This window comes from Neobacillus bataviensis (assembly GCF_019969725.1).
The window spans coordinates 14,387-31,493 of sequence record NZ_JAHXYW010000017.1; the positions used below are offsets into that span (position 1 = coordinate 14,387).

At 39.1% G+C, this 17,107-nt stretch carries 17 protein-coding genes; 6 read left to right on the top strand and 11 right to left on the bottom strand.

What is annotated here, in order from left to right; translation table 11 throughout:
- Nucleotides 1-6 precede the first annotated feature (6 nt).
- On the bottom strand, nucleotides 7-573 hold the full coding sequence (gene thpR / locus LC455_RS27070; RefSeq protein WP_223595700.1) for an RNA 2',3'-cyclic phosphodiesterase: 567 nt from the start codon (nucleotides 571-573) through the stop codon (nucleotides 7-9).
- A gap of 139 nt (nucleotides 574-712) precedes the next feature.
- On the opposite strand from thpR, the gene cysK reads away from it, so the two are divergent.
- On the top strand, nucleotides 713-1,645 hold the full coding sequence (gene cysK / locus LC455_RS27075; RefSeq protein ID WP_223595701.1) for a cysteine synthase A: 933 nt from the start codon (nucleotides 713-715) through the stop codon (nucleotides 1,643-1,645).
- Nucleotides 1,646-1,683: 38 nt separating this feature from the next.
- Here the strand turns inward: cysK and dat are convergent, their stop codons facing one another.
- Together dat and pepV are read right to left on the bottom strand one after the other, a co-directional pair.
- Nucleotides 1,684-2,538 (bottom strand): D-amino-acid transaminase, encoded by an 855-nt coding sequence (dat, locus tag LC455_RS27080; RefSeq protein ID WP_223595702.1) that lies wholly within the window; start codon nucleotides 2,536-2,538, stop codon nucleotides 1,684-1,686.
- 23 nt (nucleotides 2,539-2,561) lie between these two features.
- Nucleotides 2,562-3,983, bottom strand: a complete 1,422-nt coding sequence (pepV, locus tag LC455_RS27085; RefSeq protein WP_223595703.1) for a dipeptidase PepV — start codon at nucleotides 3,981-3,983, stop codon at nucleotides 2,562-2,564.
- Between the two features lie 416 nt (nucleotides 3,984-4,399).
- On the opposite strand from pepV, the gene LC455_RS27090 reads away from it, so the two are divergent.
- Nucleotides 4,400-4,621, top strand: a complete 222-nt coding sequence (locus tag LC455_RS27090; protein ID WP_173058944.1) for a DeoR family transcriptional regulator — start codon at nucleotides 4,400-4,402, stop codon at nucleotides 4,619-4,621.
- Nucleotides 4,622-5,003: 382 nt separating this feature from the next.
- Entirely contained in the window at nucleotides 5,004-6,374 is a 1,371-nt protein-coding gene (locus LC455_RS27095) for an amino acid permease (protein ID WP_223595704.1), read from the top strand.
- Nucleotides 6,375-6,406: 32 nt separating this feature from the next.
- Here the strand turns inward: LC455_RS27095 and LC455_RS27100 are convergent, their stop codons facing one another.
- The gene (locus LC455_RS27100; protein WP_223595705.1) at nucleotides 6,407-7,294 is read right to left on the bottom strand and encodes a LysR family transcriptional regulator; all 888 of its coding nucleotides are present in this window, start codon (nucleotides 7,292-7,294) and stop codon (nucleotides 6,407-6,409) included.
- Between the two features lie 126 nt (nucleotides 7,295-7,420).
- Between LC455_RS27100 and LC455_RS27105 the strand changes: the two genes are divergently transcribed.
- Entirely contained in the window at nucleotides 7,421-9,421 is a 2,001-nt protein-coding gene (locus tag LC455_RS27105; RefSeq protein ID WP_223595708.1) for a YhgE/Pip domain-containing protein, read from the top strand.
- Between the two features lie 72 nt (nucleotides 9,422-9,493).
- On the opposite strand, the gene LC455_RS27110 is transcribed toward LC455_RS27105, so the two are convergent.
- The 4 genes from LC455_RS27110 to speD form a co-directional block, all read right to left on the bottom strand.
- Entirely contained in the window at nucleotides 9,494-9,733 is a 240-nt protein-coding gene (locus LC455_RS27110; RefSeq protein WP_223595710.1) for a hypothetical protein, read from the bottom strand.
- Between the two features lie 29 nt (nucleotides 9,734-9,762).
- Nucleotides 9,763-10,110, bottom strand: coding sequence for an ArsR/SmtB family transcription factor (locus tag LC455_RS27115; protein WP_223595711.1), 348 nt, complete (start codon nucleotides 10,108-10,110; stop codon nucleotides 9,763-9,765).
- The gene (locus tag LC455_RS27120) at nucleotides 10,111-10,536 is read right to left on the bottom strand and encodes an SRPBCC family protein (RefSeq protein ID WP_223595713.1); all 426 of its coding nucleotides are present in this window, start codon (nucleotides 10,534-10,536) and stop codon (nucleotides 10,111-10,113) included.
- Nucleotides 10,537-10,663: 127 nt separating this feature from the next.
- A complete protein-coding gene (gene speD / locus LC455_RS27125) occupies nucleotides 10,664-11,476 on the bottom strand; it encodes an adenosylmethionine decarboxylase (RefSeq protein WP_223595715.1) in 813 nt (270 codons plus the stop codon).
- Between the two features lie 165 nt (nucleotides 11,477-11,641).
- On the opposite strand from speD, the gene LC455_RS27130 reads away from it, so the two are divergent.
- Entirely contained in the window at nucleotides 11,642-12,910 is a 1,269-nt protein-coding gene (locus LC455_RS27130) for a TolB family protein (RefSeq protein ID WP_223595717.1), read from the top strand.
- A gap of 26 nt (nucleotides 12,911-12,936) precedes the next feature.
- Here the strand turns inward: LC455_RS27130 and LC455_RS27135 are convergent, their stop codons facing one another.
- Together LC455_RS27135 and LC455_RS27140 are read right to left on the bottom strand one after the other, a co-directional pair.
- Nucleotides 12,937-13,656 carry a pseudouridine synthase gene (locus tag LC455_RS27135; RefSeq protein ID WP_223595718.1) on the bottom strand — a complete coding sequence of 240 codons (720 nt, stop codon included), beginning with the start codon at nucleotides 13,654-13,656 and terminating at the stop codon, nucleotides 12,937-12,939.
- Nucleotides 13,646-15,283, bottom strand: coding sequence for a putative polysaccharide biosynthesis protein (locus LC455_RS27140; RefSeq protein WP_223595720.1), 1,638 nt, complete (start codon nucleotides 15,281-15,283; stop codon nucleotides 13,646-13,648). The genes LC455_RS27135 and LC455_RS27140 overlap by 11 nt, the downstream gene beginning before the upstream one ends.
- Nucleotides 15,284-15,476: 193 nt before the next feature.
- Between LC455_RS27140 and LC455_RS27145 the strand changes: the two genes are divergently transcribed.
- Nucleotides 15,477-16,739 carry an NAD(P)/FAD-dependent oxidoreductase gene (locus LC455_RS27145; RefSeq protein WP_223595722.1) on the top strand — a complete coding sequence of 421 codons (1,263 nt, stop codon included), beginning with the start codon at nucleotides 15,477-15,479 and terminating at the stop codon, nucleotides 16,737-16,739.
- A 109-nt stretch (nucleotides 16,740-16,848) separates the two neighbouring features.
- Here LC455_RS27145 and LC455_RS27150 read toward each other — a convergent pair whose 3' ends face one another.
- Entirely contained in the window at nucleotides 16,849-17,034 is a 186-nt protein-coding gene (locus LC455_RS27150; RefSeq protein WP_223595723.1) for a sporulation protein Cse60, read from the bottom strand.
- Nucleotides 17,035-17,107 lie beyond the last annotated feature (73 nt).

Here is a 17,107-nt window from a genome sequence, read left to right on the forward strand (position 1 = left end):
TGAATGTTATTTTAAAGGATATATCGTTTTGGCTTCATATTTAGGTGTTTTTTGAAGATGTGTTTGGTAAAGCACTACTTGTTGAGCTTGAAAGGTTAGTAGTTCTGGCTGGTGGTCTTGCCACACTTCCAGCTGCTCTCTTTGAAAAGCTTGTTCCCCATTCCATTTTCTAGCTAGTGTAATATGGGGGCGAAATGGCCGAGTTTCTAGTTGGAAGCCAGCCTTTTCACAAGCAGAAAAAACTTTACCTCTTAGTTCATTCAGCTCACGGCTCTCGATCGTATCCGCCCAAAATATCCTGGGTGAATCTTGATTACCAAATATTCCAAGTTTGTTTATTTTCAAATTAAATGCTTTTTCATCCTTTATGGCTTCTCTCACCTTTTTTTCTGCTTCTGCCAGCTTTTCAGAAGCAGCACCCCCTAGAAAGGCCAAGGTAATATGCAAATCCTGATGATGAACCCAGCGGTTAAATGGTAGGCTTTCTTTTAATTTTTCCATCCGGTCCTTTAGGACTAATTTCGTTTCATAAGGGATTTTAACTGCAAAGAAAAAATGGTTCCGATGTTCCATGATAGTTCATCCTTTATTAAATTTTAGTCTATTTTGACATAATTGTATCTACTTAACGAAGAACATTATTCGATATTTTTTACATTGCCAAGAAAATTATTTATCATTAGGATAGCAGGTACAGAAAGGAAGGGCCCAAATGAAAGTCGTAAATAATATTGCCGAACTAATCGGAGACACACCACTTGTCAAACTAAACCGCCTTGCTCCTAAAGACGGAGCTTCTGTATATTTAAAGCTTGAGTTTTTTAACCCTAGTAAAAGTGTAAAAGATCGAGCCGCTTTTAATATGATAATCGAGGCAGAAAAAGCAGGAAAATTATCCAAAGGCTCCACCATCATAGAGCCTACCAGCGGTAATACAGGTATTGGTTTAGCAATGAATGCAGCGGCTCGCGGCTATCGCTCGGTTATCGTGATGCCTGACACGATGACACAGGAACGAATTAATATTTTAAAAGCTTACGGTGCAGAGGTTGTTCTTACTCCGGGGGAGGAAAAAATGCCAGGTGCGATAAAAAAAGCACAAGAATTAGCAAAAGTTATTCCAAATAGTTTTATTCCCATGCAGTTTGAAAATGCGGCAAACCCGGATGCCCACCGTTTCACTACTGCTGTTGAGATTATCGAAGCGATGGAGGAAATTGGCAAGCCGTTGTCGGCTTTTGTAGCCACTGCCGGAACGGGCGGGACCATTACAGGTACAGGAGAAGCTTTAAGAAAACATTATGATAATTTATTAATCCATGTCGTGGAACCAAAAGGGTCACCTGTGTTATCTGGCGGGAAACCCGGCAAACATAAGCTCGTTGGAACCAGCCCTGGATTTATTCCCGATATCCTTAACCAAAATGTATATGACGAAATTCAAAAGATCTCGGATGAGGATGCTTATGAAGTCTCCCGCAGATTAGCTAGTGAAGAAGGTATACTTGTTGGACCATCTTCAGGTGCTGCCTGCTTTGCTGCTTTACAAGTCGCAAAGAATTTATCACCTGATAAAGTAGTAGTATGCATTGCTTGTGATACAGGGGAAAGATACTTATCTGGCGATTTATTCCAGTTCGAATAGAAATAAAGACGTGCTAAATGGCACGTCTTTTTCTAATTCTATAGATTTCCACATTGTTTTTCTATTTCTTTAACAAATAGCTCTTGTAGATTTATTGTAACTGGACCTGGTAAGCCGGCCTTTACTTTTTTACCATCGATTTCGATTATCGGCATGACCTCTGCTGTTGTACTGGACATGAACACTTCATCAGCCTGGGCCAATTCATCGAGGGTAAAGGTTCGTTCCTCAACAGGAATATTATTTTTTAAACAAAGGTCCAAAATAACATCCTTTGTGATTCCTTTTAAAATTAGGTTATTTGATTGGTGCGTAAGGACAATTCCATTTTTAACAATATAGATGTTCGACGAGCTTCCTTCGGTAACATCCTGACCACGATGCTGAATTGCTTCAAATGCCCCTGCTTCAGCTGCTTTTTGTTTTGCTAATAGGTTGCCTAATAAATTAAGACTCTTAATATCACAGCGCAGCCAGCGGATATCTTCAGTGAGAATCGTTGTTACACCCGTTTTCAAACTTTCTGCGGGCCGTCCAACCTCTTTCGTATAAGCCACCAGCGATGGGACGGTCTCTTCCGTTGGGAAAGCATGATTACGCGCTGCGACTCCCCTTGTGATTTGCATATAAATCGTCCCAAGCTGAAGATTATTTTTATCAATAAGTTCTTCAAGTAATTGCGTGATTTGTTCTATAGTAATTGGCAGTGAAATACCGATACTGTTAGAGCTTTTCACAAATCTCTCCATATGTTCTTCTGGAGTAAACATTTTACCGTTATAGACCCGGATGACCTCATATACCCCATCACCAAATTGATAGCCGCGGTCTTCTACATCCACTTTTGCTTCAGATCGATCGATTATTGTACCGTTTAAAATTGCGAATTTCATTTCCGATTTCCCCTTTTATTTACTTATTCATTTTCTGCCAATTCATAGATTGCCTGTGCATAAATCGCTGTTGCTTTTAACAAGTCTTCAATATACATATATTCATCCTTTTGATGGGCAATATCTGGTCTTCCAGGGAATAGTGGTCCAAAGGCTACACCCGATTTAAGAGAACGGGCGTAAGTTCCGCCTCCTATTGCAATTAATTCAGCCTTTTCACCTGTTTGTTCTTCATACACCTTTTTCAAGGTTTGAATGAGGAATTCTTTTTCATCCACATGATGGGGCTTAGAGTCTGAGAAATGGTTAATCTCGAAGCCTTCGTCTATAAGGAGTGCATCCAGCTTGGCTTTCGTGTCCTCCATTTTGTTTGTAACAGGATACCTGCATGTCATGCCAATACTGCCGCCGGATTGTGGCGAAAATGACAGTTTGCCGGGATTGATGGTAAGGTCTCCTGAGATATCATCAGAATAAGCCACTCCAAGGTTTACACCCCTTGAATCGTTAAAGAAATAGCGGGATACGAATTGGAAATAATGGGAGGCTTTCGCCTGTAAATTTTGCTTTGAAAGAAATTCTGCTAAAAGCAGTCCGGCATTTTTCCCGTTTTTTGGTTCCATCCCATGTGCGGAAATACCTTTTACTTCTAAAATTAATGTTCCGTTTTCGGCTTGATGACTATGTTCGAGGTCATATTCCCTCATGAAGGAAGTATAGTCTTCAAGTAACCCCGCTTGATTTTCACTTAATTGTAATATGGCTTTAGCATAATCAGGTACCATATTGTACCTCTTTCCAGAAACAAAGCTGACGACCTCAACCTCTCCCTCAGAGCTGTCTTTGAACGATTTTTGCTGAACCATATCGAAATCCGCGATCCCTTTTTCCGCATTAATAATGGGGAAATCAGCATCTGGGGCAAATCCTAGTGCCGGCATTTCTTCATGCTGAAAATAATGCTCCACACAGCGCCAATTGCTCTCCTCGTCCGTCCCAATGATCATTCGGACTCGCTTTTTAAGTGGCAATCCTAGGTCCTTCACAATTTTCATCGCATAATAAGCAGCCATTGTTGGGCCTTTATCATCCAAAGCACCGCGTGCATAAATTTTCCCATCACGAATTTCTGCCCCATACGGATTGCTTGACCAGCCGTCCCCTTCTGGAACTACATCCACATGGCAGAGAATGCCAAGCAGCTCTTTTCCTTCACCAAACTCCAGGTGTCCTGCTAAATTGCCAACATTTTTTGGAGTAAATCCATCTTTTTCACCGAGCTGAAGCATATAATCGAGCGCTTCTTTAACCCCCTGCCCAAGAGGCGCTTCCGGAGTAGTATTTTCTTCGTCTAAAAGACTTTTAATATGTAATAATCCCTGGGTGTCTTTAATGAGTGCATCTTTTCGTTTTTCAACCTCACTCATCCAATTAATCTTTGTCAATGTTTTACCCCCATGTTAAGATATGTATTTCTTTTTTAACAATATCATTATGGCAATTATCTTATCAATTTTAAAAAAACTATCCAAATATTAAATTGTTTTTTACTAAAAATTCAAAAAATTATCATAAACCACACATTATTCCCCATACGATATAGTATCAGCCATGAAAGAGAGGGAAAAAAGCCGAACAATTTTTGTAAATTTAGAAAGATTATTTTGTTAATTTTACTATAGTGGTAGAAATTTTCAGAAATTATGGGTACAATATGGTTAGATGTATGACATCTAAGTACCAACTTCGAGCATCCATGAAAAGGAGTTGTCTGCGCGGAAAAGAAAATTACATATTGTCAAAGAGGCTGTCGGTAGAGGGATTAAGCCATAGGTTTGAAATTAGGATAGGGAGTGGTTCTTTGAAACCTTCAACTAACCGGATGTTAAACCGCATCAAATGTATCTACATGTTTATCCGCAATAACGGCACTGTAACAACGCAGGAACTTGTAGAGGAATTTGGTATCACTCCTCGCACCATACAACGAGATTTAAATGTCTTAGCCTATAATGACTTGGTCATAAGCCCAAGCCGCGGAAAATGGACTACTACAGAAAAGAAAGTGAAGATGTCATCTTAAAACAAAAAAACATGAAAATAAGCATAAAAAAAGTACACGAGATAATCGTGTGCTTTTTTGTTACTGAAAATTACCGATTTTCATGCATTTGATCAAATTTGATAATGTTATTGAACTCCTGCTCACTTAAAATTCCGAGCTTTTTAAATAAAAATGAATATAGATAAATCCTCCGCTGCAATCGAGGGTTAATATACATCTCATTCGCCTCCTATTTGTATTTATAATATTCGCCGAATCTAATAAAGTTTCCTTCACGCAAAAAATATTCTTTAAGTGAAAAAAAATCGTTTTGAAAGTTTTTCATAGTATGCTATATTAGTATAAAATACTTTAATGCTTAAAAGCGTCTAAGTAAAAGAGAAAAGTGAGTTGAAACAACATGGAAAATAATCAACAGAACTTAAAAAAGGGGTTATTGCCGAGGCATGTCCAGTTTATTGCACTAGCTGGCATGATTGGTACGGGGATATTTAAAGGAAGCTCTGATACATTGAATATCGCCGGGCCAAGCGTCGTCGTTACTTATTTAATTGGCGGGCTCATCCTCTTTATCATCATGGCCGCGTTAGGGGAAATGGCGTTGGCCTTTCCGAACTTCAATGTGCAGCATTTAGTCAATAAAGCATTCGGCTTTCAGGTTTCGTTTATTGTCGGCTGGCTGTACTGGATTAACTGGATCCTTGTTACGGTAGTGGAATTATTAGCAGCAGGAAGTTTTCTGCAATATTGGTTCCCTTCTGCCCCATTATGGCTATTAAGCTTTCTTTGTGCAGTTGTTATTGTAGGAATCAATTTAACCCAAGTGAAATATTATGGTGAACTGGAGTTTTGGTTTGCAGGAATTAAGATTTTGGCGTTAATCGCTTTTATTGTGCTAGGATTTTTCCTTCTATTAGGAATCATTCCTGGTTCCTCACACGATTCCTTCGCCAACTATACAGCACATGGAGGATTTTTCCCACACGGTGCAGGCGGCATGTTTAGTGCTTTTTTAGTGGTTATGTTTTCTTATGGCGGTGCTGAATTAATCGGCGTTGCGGTTACTGAGACTAAAGATGCTGAACGAGTTTTGCCGAAAATTATTAAAGGCGCTGTTTGGCGCGTCATTATTTTTTACATTTTACCGATCCTGATTATTTGTGGACTTATGCCATGGAATAAAGTTTCCGGCGCAGAAAGCCCGTTTGTTCAGGTTTTTAGCAGCACAGGTCTCCCAGGTGCAGCACATATTATGAATTTCGTCTTATTAACAGCCGTTCTATCAGCGGCCAATTCAGGTATATATGCGACATCGAGAACGTTATTCTCGATGGCACAAAGCGGTGTCGCACCAAAAAGCTTGTTAAAAACCTCGAAGTCTGGCATTCCTATAACTGGAATTATGATTACAAGTGCCTTTATTTTAGGCGGAGTTTATTTAGCTTATATAACTCCTAGTCAGGTTATCAGCTACCTTATGACCATCCCAGGTTTTACGGTAATGTTAATTTGGATTAGTATTTGTGCGGCCCAATTAAAACTCCGACCCCTTTATAAAAAGCAATCGGCTTTTCGTGTAAAATGGTATCCATATACAACCATATTTGCAATTGTGTCCTTATGCATCATATTTATTGGATTTCTATTAAACCCTAACAATGTAATTGGATCAACCGTTTCTCTCGTAACGGTTGCGGTTTTAATTATTCTTTCCTTCGCTGTAAAAAAAAGATGGACCTCAGTAAACCTGAATTCTATTAGGCAAGTATAAAAAGTCAGCAAAATTGCTGACTTTTTTCTATTTTAAGAAAGAGAGATTTTTGAAAAGTAGTTGATAACAAATTGGCGAAATTGCTTGGCAGCATCAGAATGATATCGCCTTTTTGACCAACCTAATCCTATTGTTCTTTGACAATTTGGTTCAATGATTTGGAGCTTGTGTGAAAAAGGATTTAAGTTATGCACCCACGACAATCCTGGCACAAAGGCAATTCCGAGGCCTTGTCTAACAAGATCACCAATTACCCCTGGTTCATCCCCTTCGAATGCGATAGTTGGAACAAACCCGGCTTGCCGGCAAAATTCATCAGTTAGATTGCGGAATCCATAACCTGTATTCATACTGATAAACGGCTCTTCCTTTACTTCATAAAGATAAATCTTTTCCCGATTGGCCAGCCGATGACGCGGTGGAACAATTAAATAAATGTCTTCAGTGATAAGCGGTTCCCAAACAAGCTCATCCCCTTCCATTGGCACGGAAGAAATACAAAAGTCAATTTCTGCCTTTTCAAGCTGGAGTTTCATGGAAGAAGTGGACTCTAATACCTGCTGAAATTTAACATCAGGCGATTGCTTTAAAAACGAACTCAATAAATCTGGCAAAACTCTTGGAATGCTGACGGCCAATTTTATTTGATTTTGGCTCCTCTCTGCTAATTCCACAATTTCTCTTTTTCCCTCATTCAACTCCAGAAATGCCCGGTTCACTCGTTCTAAAAACAGTTTACCAAAAGCATTTAAACTGATTTGTCTATTAGCCCGATCGAATAACGGCACACCCAGGTCTTCTTCTAAACGGGATATCGTTTTACTTAAAGATGGCTGGGCAATCTTAAGTTCTTCTGCTGCCCGAGTCATATGCTCAAGCCTGGCAACAGTTTGGAAATACTTTAGCTGCAAAAGCTCCATGCTTAGTCCACCTTCCATCATAGATTAAAGGCTATTATTTTATAGATAATTATATATTATACATTATATAAAAAAGTATATATCATATTGTTTATGCTAAAAAAATTTACGATAATAGGGGGAAATATGAAGGGGATAAATTTAGTATTCAGAGACTTAAAAGCGATGTGGCATCATAAGCATGGCAGAATCGCGTTAATTTTTCTTCTCATTGTGCCATTAATTTATTCCGGCTTTTTTATCGCTGGATATTGGAATCCATATGGCCGATTAGACCAGCTTCCAGTAGCTGTAGTGAATTTAGATAAAGGGGGCATGATGGATAGCCGCCCCATTGACGCGGGAGAAGAATTTGTTAAAAACCTAAAAGAAAACAAGGATTTGAACTTCCAGTTTGTATCAGATAAGAAGGCAAATCAAGGACTTAAAGACGGGGATTACTACATGGTCCTGACGATTCCGAAGGATTTTTCACAAAATGTAAGTACCTTAATGGATGAACATCCTAAGCCTGCCAAACTGATGTATAAAACGAATCCTGGTAAAAACTTTGTTGCCTCACAAATTAGCACGACCGCAACTGAAAAAATGAAAACAAAAATTGCGGCCAGTATCACAAAATCCTATGCAGATGGCGTGTTTGCTAAATTCCAAGAGGTAGCACAAGGATTACGTGCTGCGGGTGAAGGGGCAACTGAATTATATCAAGGTACCAGTGATGCCAAAAATGGAATGGTTAAATTATCGGATGGAATTGAGCGTTTACACGATGGCTCTGAGCAACTCAAGGAAGGAAGCAGTAAACTATCCAGCGGCCAGCAGAAATTAGCGCAAGGGTTAGAAAGAATTCAGGACAGTACCCAACAATTGTCCATCGGATTAACGAAGCTGACAGATGGACATGCCTCCTTAGAAGCAGGTGCGGCTCATTTACTTGATGGTACAAATACCTGGTCTGATGGAAGTAAGAAGCAGGCTCAAGGACTGACACATGCGAAAAGCACAGCCTTTAGTCTTAAAACAATGCTTGAAGAGTACATGCAAAATCATCCTGAAGCAAAAGATGACCCAGATTTACAGCAAATCATCGGAAGTGCCAACAGTTTAGCCCAAGAATCAGACTCACTTAACACTGGGCAAACTCAGCTTGCGGCAGGTGCAGAAGAAATTGCCCTGGGAGCATCCAAGCTTAATGCTGGTATGAAGCAATTTGCTCCAAAAATGCAGGAAGCTGCTGATGGTGCCAAACAAATTTCCGATGGAACAGTTCAATTTACAAGCGGATTTGCTCAATGGGAGAAAGGCTTCTCAACCTTAAATCATGGGATTTCTGATCTAGCAAAAGGCGGTTCTCGGTTAGGTGATGGTTCCAATCAATTGCTTAACGGCCTCGGCCAATTAACAGCTGGTTCGAATGAATTATCGACCAAATTAAATGATGCAGCGCAAAAAACATCCAATGTGCACAGTAATGACCAATTAACATCGATGTTCTCTGAGCCTGTTAAATTAGTAGAATCAAAATTATCCAATGTTCCAAACTATGGTATAGGGATTACTCCTTATTTTCTTTCGCTTGCCTTTTATGTCGGGGGAATCATGGCCGCCAATATTCTGCCATTAGGACGCAGGCAGGACCTAAAGGTTAATGGAACTGTGCACTTTATCAATAAACTTGCCCTTAAGTACTCTATTGGGCTAGTTCAAGCCATCATTGTTGATTTGGTTATTTTGTTTGGATTTAAAGTACATGTGGCGAGCATCCCGATGTTTTTATTATCAAGTATTATTGTTTCATTTACATTTATGACCTTTATATTAATGCTGGTGACGTTATTCGGAGTAGCAGGAAAGTTCCTTGCTGTCACATTTTTAGTGCTTCAGTTGGCCACCTGCGGCGGTACTTTCCCTGGTGAATTGGGGAACCCTGTTCTTAGTAAGATAGGAAGTGTTCTGCCTATGGCACACTCTTTACGGGGATTCCAGGATGTCATTACATTAGGAGATTGGGCACAGCTCGGGCACCAAATTATGATATTAATCTTTTATTTAGTAATTGCTGCCGGGGTTACTTGGGTAACAAGTCATGTCCAGCATTCAAATTCTAAGGTCGATGCCGTACATTAAAAATATCAAAACAAGTAAAAAAGCAGTGCGGTTTCACAACATAAATCGCACTGCTTTCTAAAATTGGCTGCCTTACTTATTGCCGAAATCCCCAGAAAATTGCTTTACCACTGCTTGTACTTCCTCTAATTTTTCTGGTTTCAATAGGCTAATCATCTTCGGGATAAACTGTTGAATATCATCTTGTGAAAAAGTGCCTTCGTTTTGTTTCCTGAAGTTTTCTGTAAGTACTGCTTTTGCTTCATCCTCTTTGCCCTCTTGCACTCTTTGTAAAATAAAATTTAAAAACATTTCTTGTCCTTGCTTGTCCATTTTTTTTGCCTCCTAAAAATTTAATTGATTTACTTTTTCTTTTGATTCTCGATATCGGAATCCGCTTCAACAAATAATCTAAGTGCTGTAAGCTTATTTTCCCAAAATAGTTCAAAATATTGGAGCCAATCTTTTAGTTCAAATAGTGGCTCAGGTTCTAGCTTGTACCTTGTTTCCCTGCCGACTTTCCGTTCTTTAACCAGTCCCGCATCTGCTAAAACCCTAAGGTGCTTAGAAACAGCTGTCCGGCTAATCGGATAATGTTCACTGATAGCTGTAACAGGCAATTCTTGATTGCTTAAAAGTTTTAATAAGCTCCGGCGGGTCGGATCAGCAATGGCTTGAAAGACATCATGCTTTGCTGAAGAAGCAACCATTTACGCCTCAACATATCCTTGCAATTTTTTAACAAGTCCTGCCCAGCCTTGGTTCATGTTTTCACGAATTGGAGCATGCGGTGCACCAAATTCGGTTGCTTTATTAATATCCCAGCCGCCATGGATTAAGGTAAACTCTGTTTTTCCTTCAAGTTCCTTTAATTCAAAAGTTAAAGTCCAATCTTTACCCCAATTGAAAGAAAGACGGTTAGGTGGATCGACTTCTGTGACTTTACAAGGTGACATTCCGAACTGACCAGCATTTAAATGAAATTCATGACCTTCTATCGGTTTCATATCATTGGGCATGAACCATGCTGCAAGTCCTTCTGAGGTAGCTACGGCATCCCAAACTTTATTAATGGGAGCATTATAAATCAACGTATACTTAATATCCTCTAATGTTTGTTGTGTATCATTTCCCACTTGTAAATCCTCCTCAAATTTCTTAAACAAGCCAAATACGAAACCATTTGGTTTCACAATTAAGATAATATAACACCATTTGGTTTCACGTCAAGCATTATTTAAAAAAGAGCTCTGGCATTGAGCTCTATTGGGCAATATTTTTTCCGTAAAAGATTTCGTCCATTTCCAGCTTTAATCTTTCTGTAATTTCAATGTGTTCATCAGGAGTTAATTTATCCTTTGTATATCCAAATAAATAATTATTTAAATCAAATTCACGCAGTTTGCATTTCGTATGAAAAATATTTTCCTGATAGACATTAACATCAATCATATCGAACAATTCGCCTACATCATCAGGTATGTAATTTTGGATTGAGCTGATTTCATGATCGATAAATAGCTTGTGTCCCGTTTTGTCTCTTGTAAAGCCGCGTACTCGGTAATCGATCGTCATAACGTCAGTTTCAAACGAGCGAATAAGATAATGTAGTGCCTTAAGCGGGGATATTTCACCGCAGGTTGAAACATCAATATCGGCCCTAAATGTACTTATTCCTTCATCAGGATGAAATTCAGGATATGTATGAACCGTAATATGACTCTTATCTAATTGCATCACCACAGATTCCGGCAAAGGGCCAGGAGATTCCTCGAATGCTTCTTCTGGGGCGTTTGCTGCAACAGGTCCTTCAGATACAAGCAAGGTGACGCTTGCACCAGCCGGCTCAAAATCCTGGCTTGCAACATTTAAAACATGTGCCCCAATAATATCAGAAACATGTTTCAATATATTTTGCAATCTATCCGCACTATATTGCTCATCAATGTACTTTAGATAAGCCTCACGCTCTTCCCGGGTCCTCGTAAAGCAAATATCATACATATTAAAACTTAGAGATTTAGTAAGGTTATTAAAGCCGTGTAATTCAATTGCCTGCTCATGTGTCAGTTTCATGAACGCTGTCCCCCTAAGATAAAAAGGTAATTATCGCAAGTAAATATTATTAATTTACCCATAGTTCCTTTTTTTATGGAAAACTAATATTGCATGGTAAAAGATACTAATTCCCCTCATAATTCTTCGATTCCTGTGGAAAATAATTGAAGATGAGGTGAAAGAATGAAAAAGTATTTTTGGATTTTAATTGTGTTAATTTTACTTGTTCCTAATATGGCACATGCTGCACCAATTGAAAACAAAGTCAAAGTTGCCTTCTATAGAGATGGATTTGTATGGCTTAAAATGAATGGGAAGGAAACAAGAATCACAAAAGAGCCCTCCGAGCATTCCTATCAGCCGCAATGGTCCCATGATGGGAAATGGATTTTGTATCAAATTGAGCCTCGGAAAAAGCCAAACTCTAACGCGGATTCGCATTCTGAAATATGGATTTATAATGTCGACACGAAAAAGCATATTAGAATCACAAATGACGGGACTAATCCAAAATGGTCTCCAGTTGAAAATATTGTTGCCTTCAAAAACGGATGGGTTTTAAACGTCTCGAACCTTGAACATTTTTATAACATTGCTTTAGGTGTTGGGGATTATAATTGGTATCCGGATGGAAGATCCTTCATTACAGCCTCAAGTGCTTCCTTAAGGCCGGATGGATGGACAAATCCGATTCTCTTTAAAATCGGACTCGAAAAGGATTTAGCTAAAATGACAAGCTTTACTAAAAACGTGAAGCAGTTATTTACCATTCCCAATGAACTAAAAAAAGGAAATGTCAACATGGTAGCGTCTCATCCCTGGGATTTTCATTTTTCCTCTGATGGTTACTGGGTTTCTTTTATTGTTAGTCCCCCAACTGCCTCATGGGCGATGGACAGCAATATGGTTTGTGTTATTGGGGCTGACGGGCAAAATTTTGCGGTATTAGATGAAACCATAAATGAGGGTAATTCTCCCAAATGGGCATACTCCCAAAATCTATTAGGATATATTGCCGGCGGCGGAAGAATTGTCTTAGGCTTTAAGAATAAAGATATGAAAATTACCGAAATGCCTGTCTTTAAATCAACAACTCTTACACCAGCTCATTTTGCAGAGATGGGCTTTACATGGAAGGATGACAATTCACTTTATGTTTCAAGGGTTAAGGAAACGGATTGGTCCAATGAGGCAAAGAAAAGACCAGATCCTTCTCTATTTATGATCAAAATAAAAGAACAAACTCAATCCCAAATTACACACCCGCCTAAAGATTTCGGTGATTATCAACCTCAATTCATTCCCGAAGCCAACAAATTAACCTGGCTGCGAAAAAGGGATATCGCCGACTTTCATAAGCAGGATTTATGGATTTCCGATTCCAATGGTCAAAATGAAAAATTGTGGATTAAAAATATTCAGACATATGATTTTTTTGCAGAAAAGAAATAACAAAAAGCAGCCAATTGGCTGCTTTTTCACTTTACTTGATAGTCTTTTAATAATTCCACTTCTTCATCCGTTAATTCCCTGTATTCGCCAAGCTCAAGTGTTTCATCCAACGCAAGCGGACCCATTGAAATCCTTTGCAAGTAGACGACTCTTTTTCCGACCGCTTGGAACATTCTTTTTACCTGATGGAATTTTCCTTCGGTGATGGTCAACTCAATATCTGAACGAATTCCCGATTTTAAGATTTTCAATTCGCCTGGTTTTGTTTCATAACCGTCATCCAATGTGACTCCTTTGGCAAATGCCTCCACATCTTCCTCCGTTACTTCCCTGTCAATAATAGCAAAATAGGTTTTGGGAACATGCTTTTTAGGGGAAAGCAATCGATGCGCCAATTGGCCGTCATTTGTAATTAACAGTAAACCCTCTGTATCCTTATCCAGCCTGCCTACCGGAAATGGCTCATAGACTTGATCTTCAAGCTCCAATAAATCGATGACTGTTTCACCTTGATTATCCTCCGTTGCCGATAAAACCCCTGGAGGCTTGTTCATCATTAAATAAATATACTCTTTATATTCAATGACTTCACCGTTTAAGGTGATTGTTTGTGTGTTTGGGTCAACATGCTGTTTAGCATCCTTCACAATCGCATTGTCCACCTTAACGGCACCGCTTTTTAACAGTTGTTTGACTTCTTTCCGACTCCCGTAGCCGAGATTAGCCAGCATTTTGTCAATTCTCAAGGGTTCCCCTCCTTCCTGGTAATTTTAATTTTGTCATTAATCGATCTATCCTATCACCGAATAGGCGTCTCGCAAGACCTGATTTTAGCCCCAGGTAAAAATAGATTCCGGCTCCAACACCAGCACTGATTAGGATAATCAAAACAGATTGTACTTTCGAGGCTGGTGAAAGGAATAGTAATAATAATTTATACACGATTTCTGTCCCTACCCACATCATTCCCGCAAAGAAAATAATTAACAAGCTTCTCCTCCATACAAGGCGGAATGGATAGCGAGCGAACAATTTTATAACGATTAAATTAATGATAATCGCTGCGGTATAACCTAAGGTTGTGGCTAAGACGGCTCCTTTTGTTTCCATCATTTTTATCAAAGGAATATTTAAGGTTAATTTTATTAATAAGCCAACCAGCAGGCTTAAAATAGTATAGCGCTGCTCATTAATTCCCTGTAGAATTGCGGCTGTAACAGAATAAAGGGAAAAGAGAATAGCCACTGGAGCATAAACCCTTAATACTCCTGCCCCAAGCAAATCATGCTGATAAAATGCCGTGTACACCGGCTCTGCTAATAACGATAACCCAATAGCCGCCGGTAAAGTTAAAAATAATAGAACCTGAAAGGTTTGGTTAAGCTGCCGGTTTAGGCTATTTCTATCTCCTTCAATGAAAGCCTTTGTTATACTTGGTACAAGTGTTAACGAAAAGGCAGTCGCAAGTGAGACAGGTATGATGACGATTTTATGTGATTCAAAATTCAAAATAGAGAAAAAGGATTCCGCTAATTTTGGCGCCTTCCCTATTTCGGCCATTGCCTTACTAAAGGTAAATTGATCAATGGCTTGAAATAATGGATTGGCAATCCCCACTAATACAAATGGAAAGGCCGAGATAAAGATTTCTTTATAAATTTCTTTAAGAGAGATATCCATTGTTCCTTTATCATGTTGAAGTAACTCGTCTAAATACGGCTTTCTTTTATACCAATACCAAAATAAAACCAGCAGTCCTCCGATTGCCCCAATAAACGCAGCAAACGTAGCAACACTAACAGCCGTAACCATTTTTCCATTAAAAATATGCAATACAACATATGCGCCCAGCAGAGTAAATGTAATTCGGACAATTTGCTCTACTACTTGTGAAAGAGCAGATGGCCCCATCGATTGATGACCTTGAAAATAGCCGCGGATTAAACTCATAAACGGGACAACGATTAAGGCAAAACTCACTGCACGCATGACGGTTGTAACCTCTGATAAATTCGCCTTTTTATCGCCGCTAATGCTCATTTCCGCTAATGTCGGTGAGGCAAAATACATGACTAGGAATGCAAAAAAACCGGTTAATAACATAATCATAAGCCCTGATTTGAATAATTTCCGGCCGACCGCATATTCCTCAAGGGCATTGTATTTTGAAATAAACTTTGAGACAGCAAGCGGGACGCCTGCGGTTGCGACACTTATAAAAATGGTGTATGGAACATAGGAAAATTGATAAAGGGTCGTCCCTGACCGACCGACTATTTGAAAGAATGGAATAACGTAAATTAATCCAAGAATTTTCGATAGTATTGTTCCAAATGTTAAAATAAATGTTCCTCTTAAAAGCTTAGATTGCATAGAATCCCTTCCTACCCGAAGAAATACGTGCGCACCTTCACATAAAAAATTCGACTTTTTTTGCACACTATTAGTAGTTTACAACTCTTTTCCCTCTGATGCTACTAACAACCAAGTTAAATTTGTGAAAAATCGTTTATTTTCACCATGAAATGTTTATAATGAGGTGAATCTATTTAAAGTTGGTGCAAATATGGAATTTGATGTCATTGTCATTGGCGGCGGCCCTTCTGGTTTAATGGCAGCCATTGCTGCGGGTGAAAAAGGGGCTAAGGTGCTGTTAATTGATAAAGGGGACAAGCTTGGAAGAAAGCTGGCGATTTCCGGCGGCGGACGTTGTAATGTAACCAATCGCCTGCCCGTAGAAGAAATTATTAAGCACTTGCCTGGTAACGGCAAGTTTTTGTATAGTGCTTTCTCTATTTTCAATAATGAAGATATTATTAAGTTCTTTGAGGGATTAGGAATCGCATTAAAGGAAGAAGATCATGGGCGGATGTTCCCAATATCTGATAAAGCACAGTCTGTCGTTGATGCTTTATTAACTCAATTGGAAAAGCTTCGGGTGAAGGTATTTAAAAATAGCCCTGTAGCAGATGTTTTGTATGAAAATGGTCATGTTTCAGGAGTAATGTTAAGGGACGGACAAAAAATTGGGGCAAAATCCATTGTCATTGCCGTTGGAGGCAAGTCTGTTCCTCATACAGGATCAACTGGAGATGGCTATGCCTGGGCGGAAAAAGCAGGTCATACGGTTACAGAACTGTTTCCAACGGAGGTTCCGGTCACGTCAAGTGAACCATTTATTCGAGATAAATCGCTGCAAGGTCTTTCTTTAAGAGATATTGACCTAAGTGTGTTAAATCCAAAAGGGAGGCCGCTTATTTCTCACCGGATGGATATGATTTTTACCCATTTTGGAATCAGCGGTCCAGCGGTACTCCGCTGCAGTCAGTTCGTTGTGAAAGCATTGAAAAAGTGGAATCTGAAAGATGTAACGATGAGCCTTGATGCTCTTCCTGATAAAAAAGAAGAGGAACTATTTCAAGAAATTGTGAAGCTTGTAAAAACGGAACCTAAGAAAAGTATCAAGAACACTTTGAAAGGACTGCTTCCAGAACGATATCTACTTTTTCTATTAGAGCAAAATGGAATTGATGCCACGGAACAAGGCGGCACGATTTCCAATGAAAAATTCCGCAGTTTTGCAAAAAGCTGCAAACAATTTATGATTAAAGTTAATGGAACCCTTCCTTTGGAAAAAGCTTTTGTAACGGGCGGCGGGGTTTCCGTAAAAGAAATCGAACCGCAGACAATGGGGTCAAAATTCACAAGTGGCCTTTATTTTTGCGGTGAAATACTAGATATTCATGGTTACACTGGCGGATATAATATCACCTCTGCTCTTGTAACGGGAAGATTGGCTGGAACCAATGCTGCATTGGATACAAGATAAGCGCCTTGACCAGCCCCGAATAGCAACCTCGAGGGGTTAGGCGCTGGAGCTGGACAATTCTCGAAGTCGAAATTTATTCTTTCAATTAAAAAAGGCCTGATGTTAATAATCAGGCCTTATATATAATCATCGCTGAAAAACAATAAATTTGTTCTTCCTCTTCTTCTTCTGTCATCGCTGCCACATTATATTTAATATCTAATAGACTCTTTTCATCCAACCCTCGTAAAAAATGATTCATTTCCTTTTCTAAATCCTTTTCATGCTCGCGATCAAACAATTTGACCTGTATCATGGTACTCTCCCTTTCTTTTTTCTACCATTATCACCATTTTTCTGAATTTTAAAATTAATCTCTTAAAAAAGTT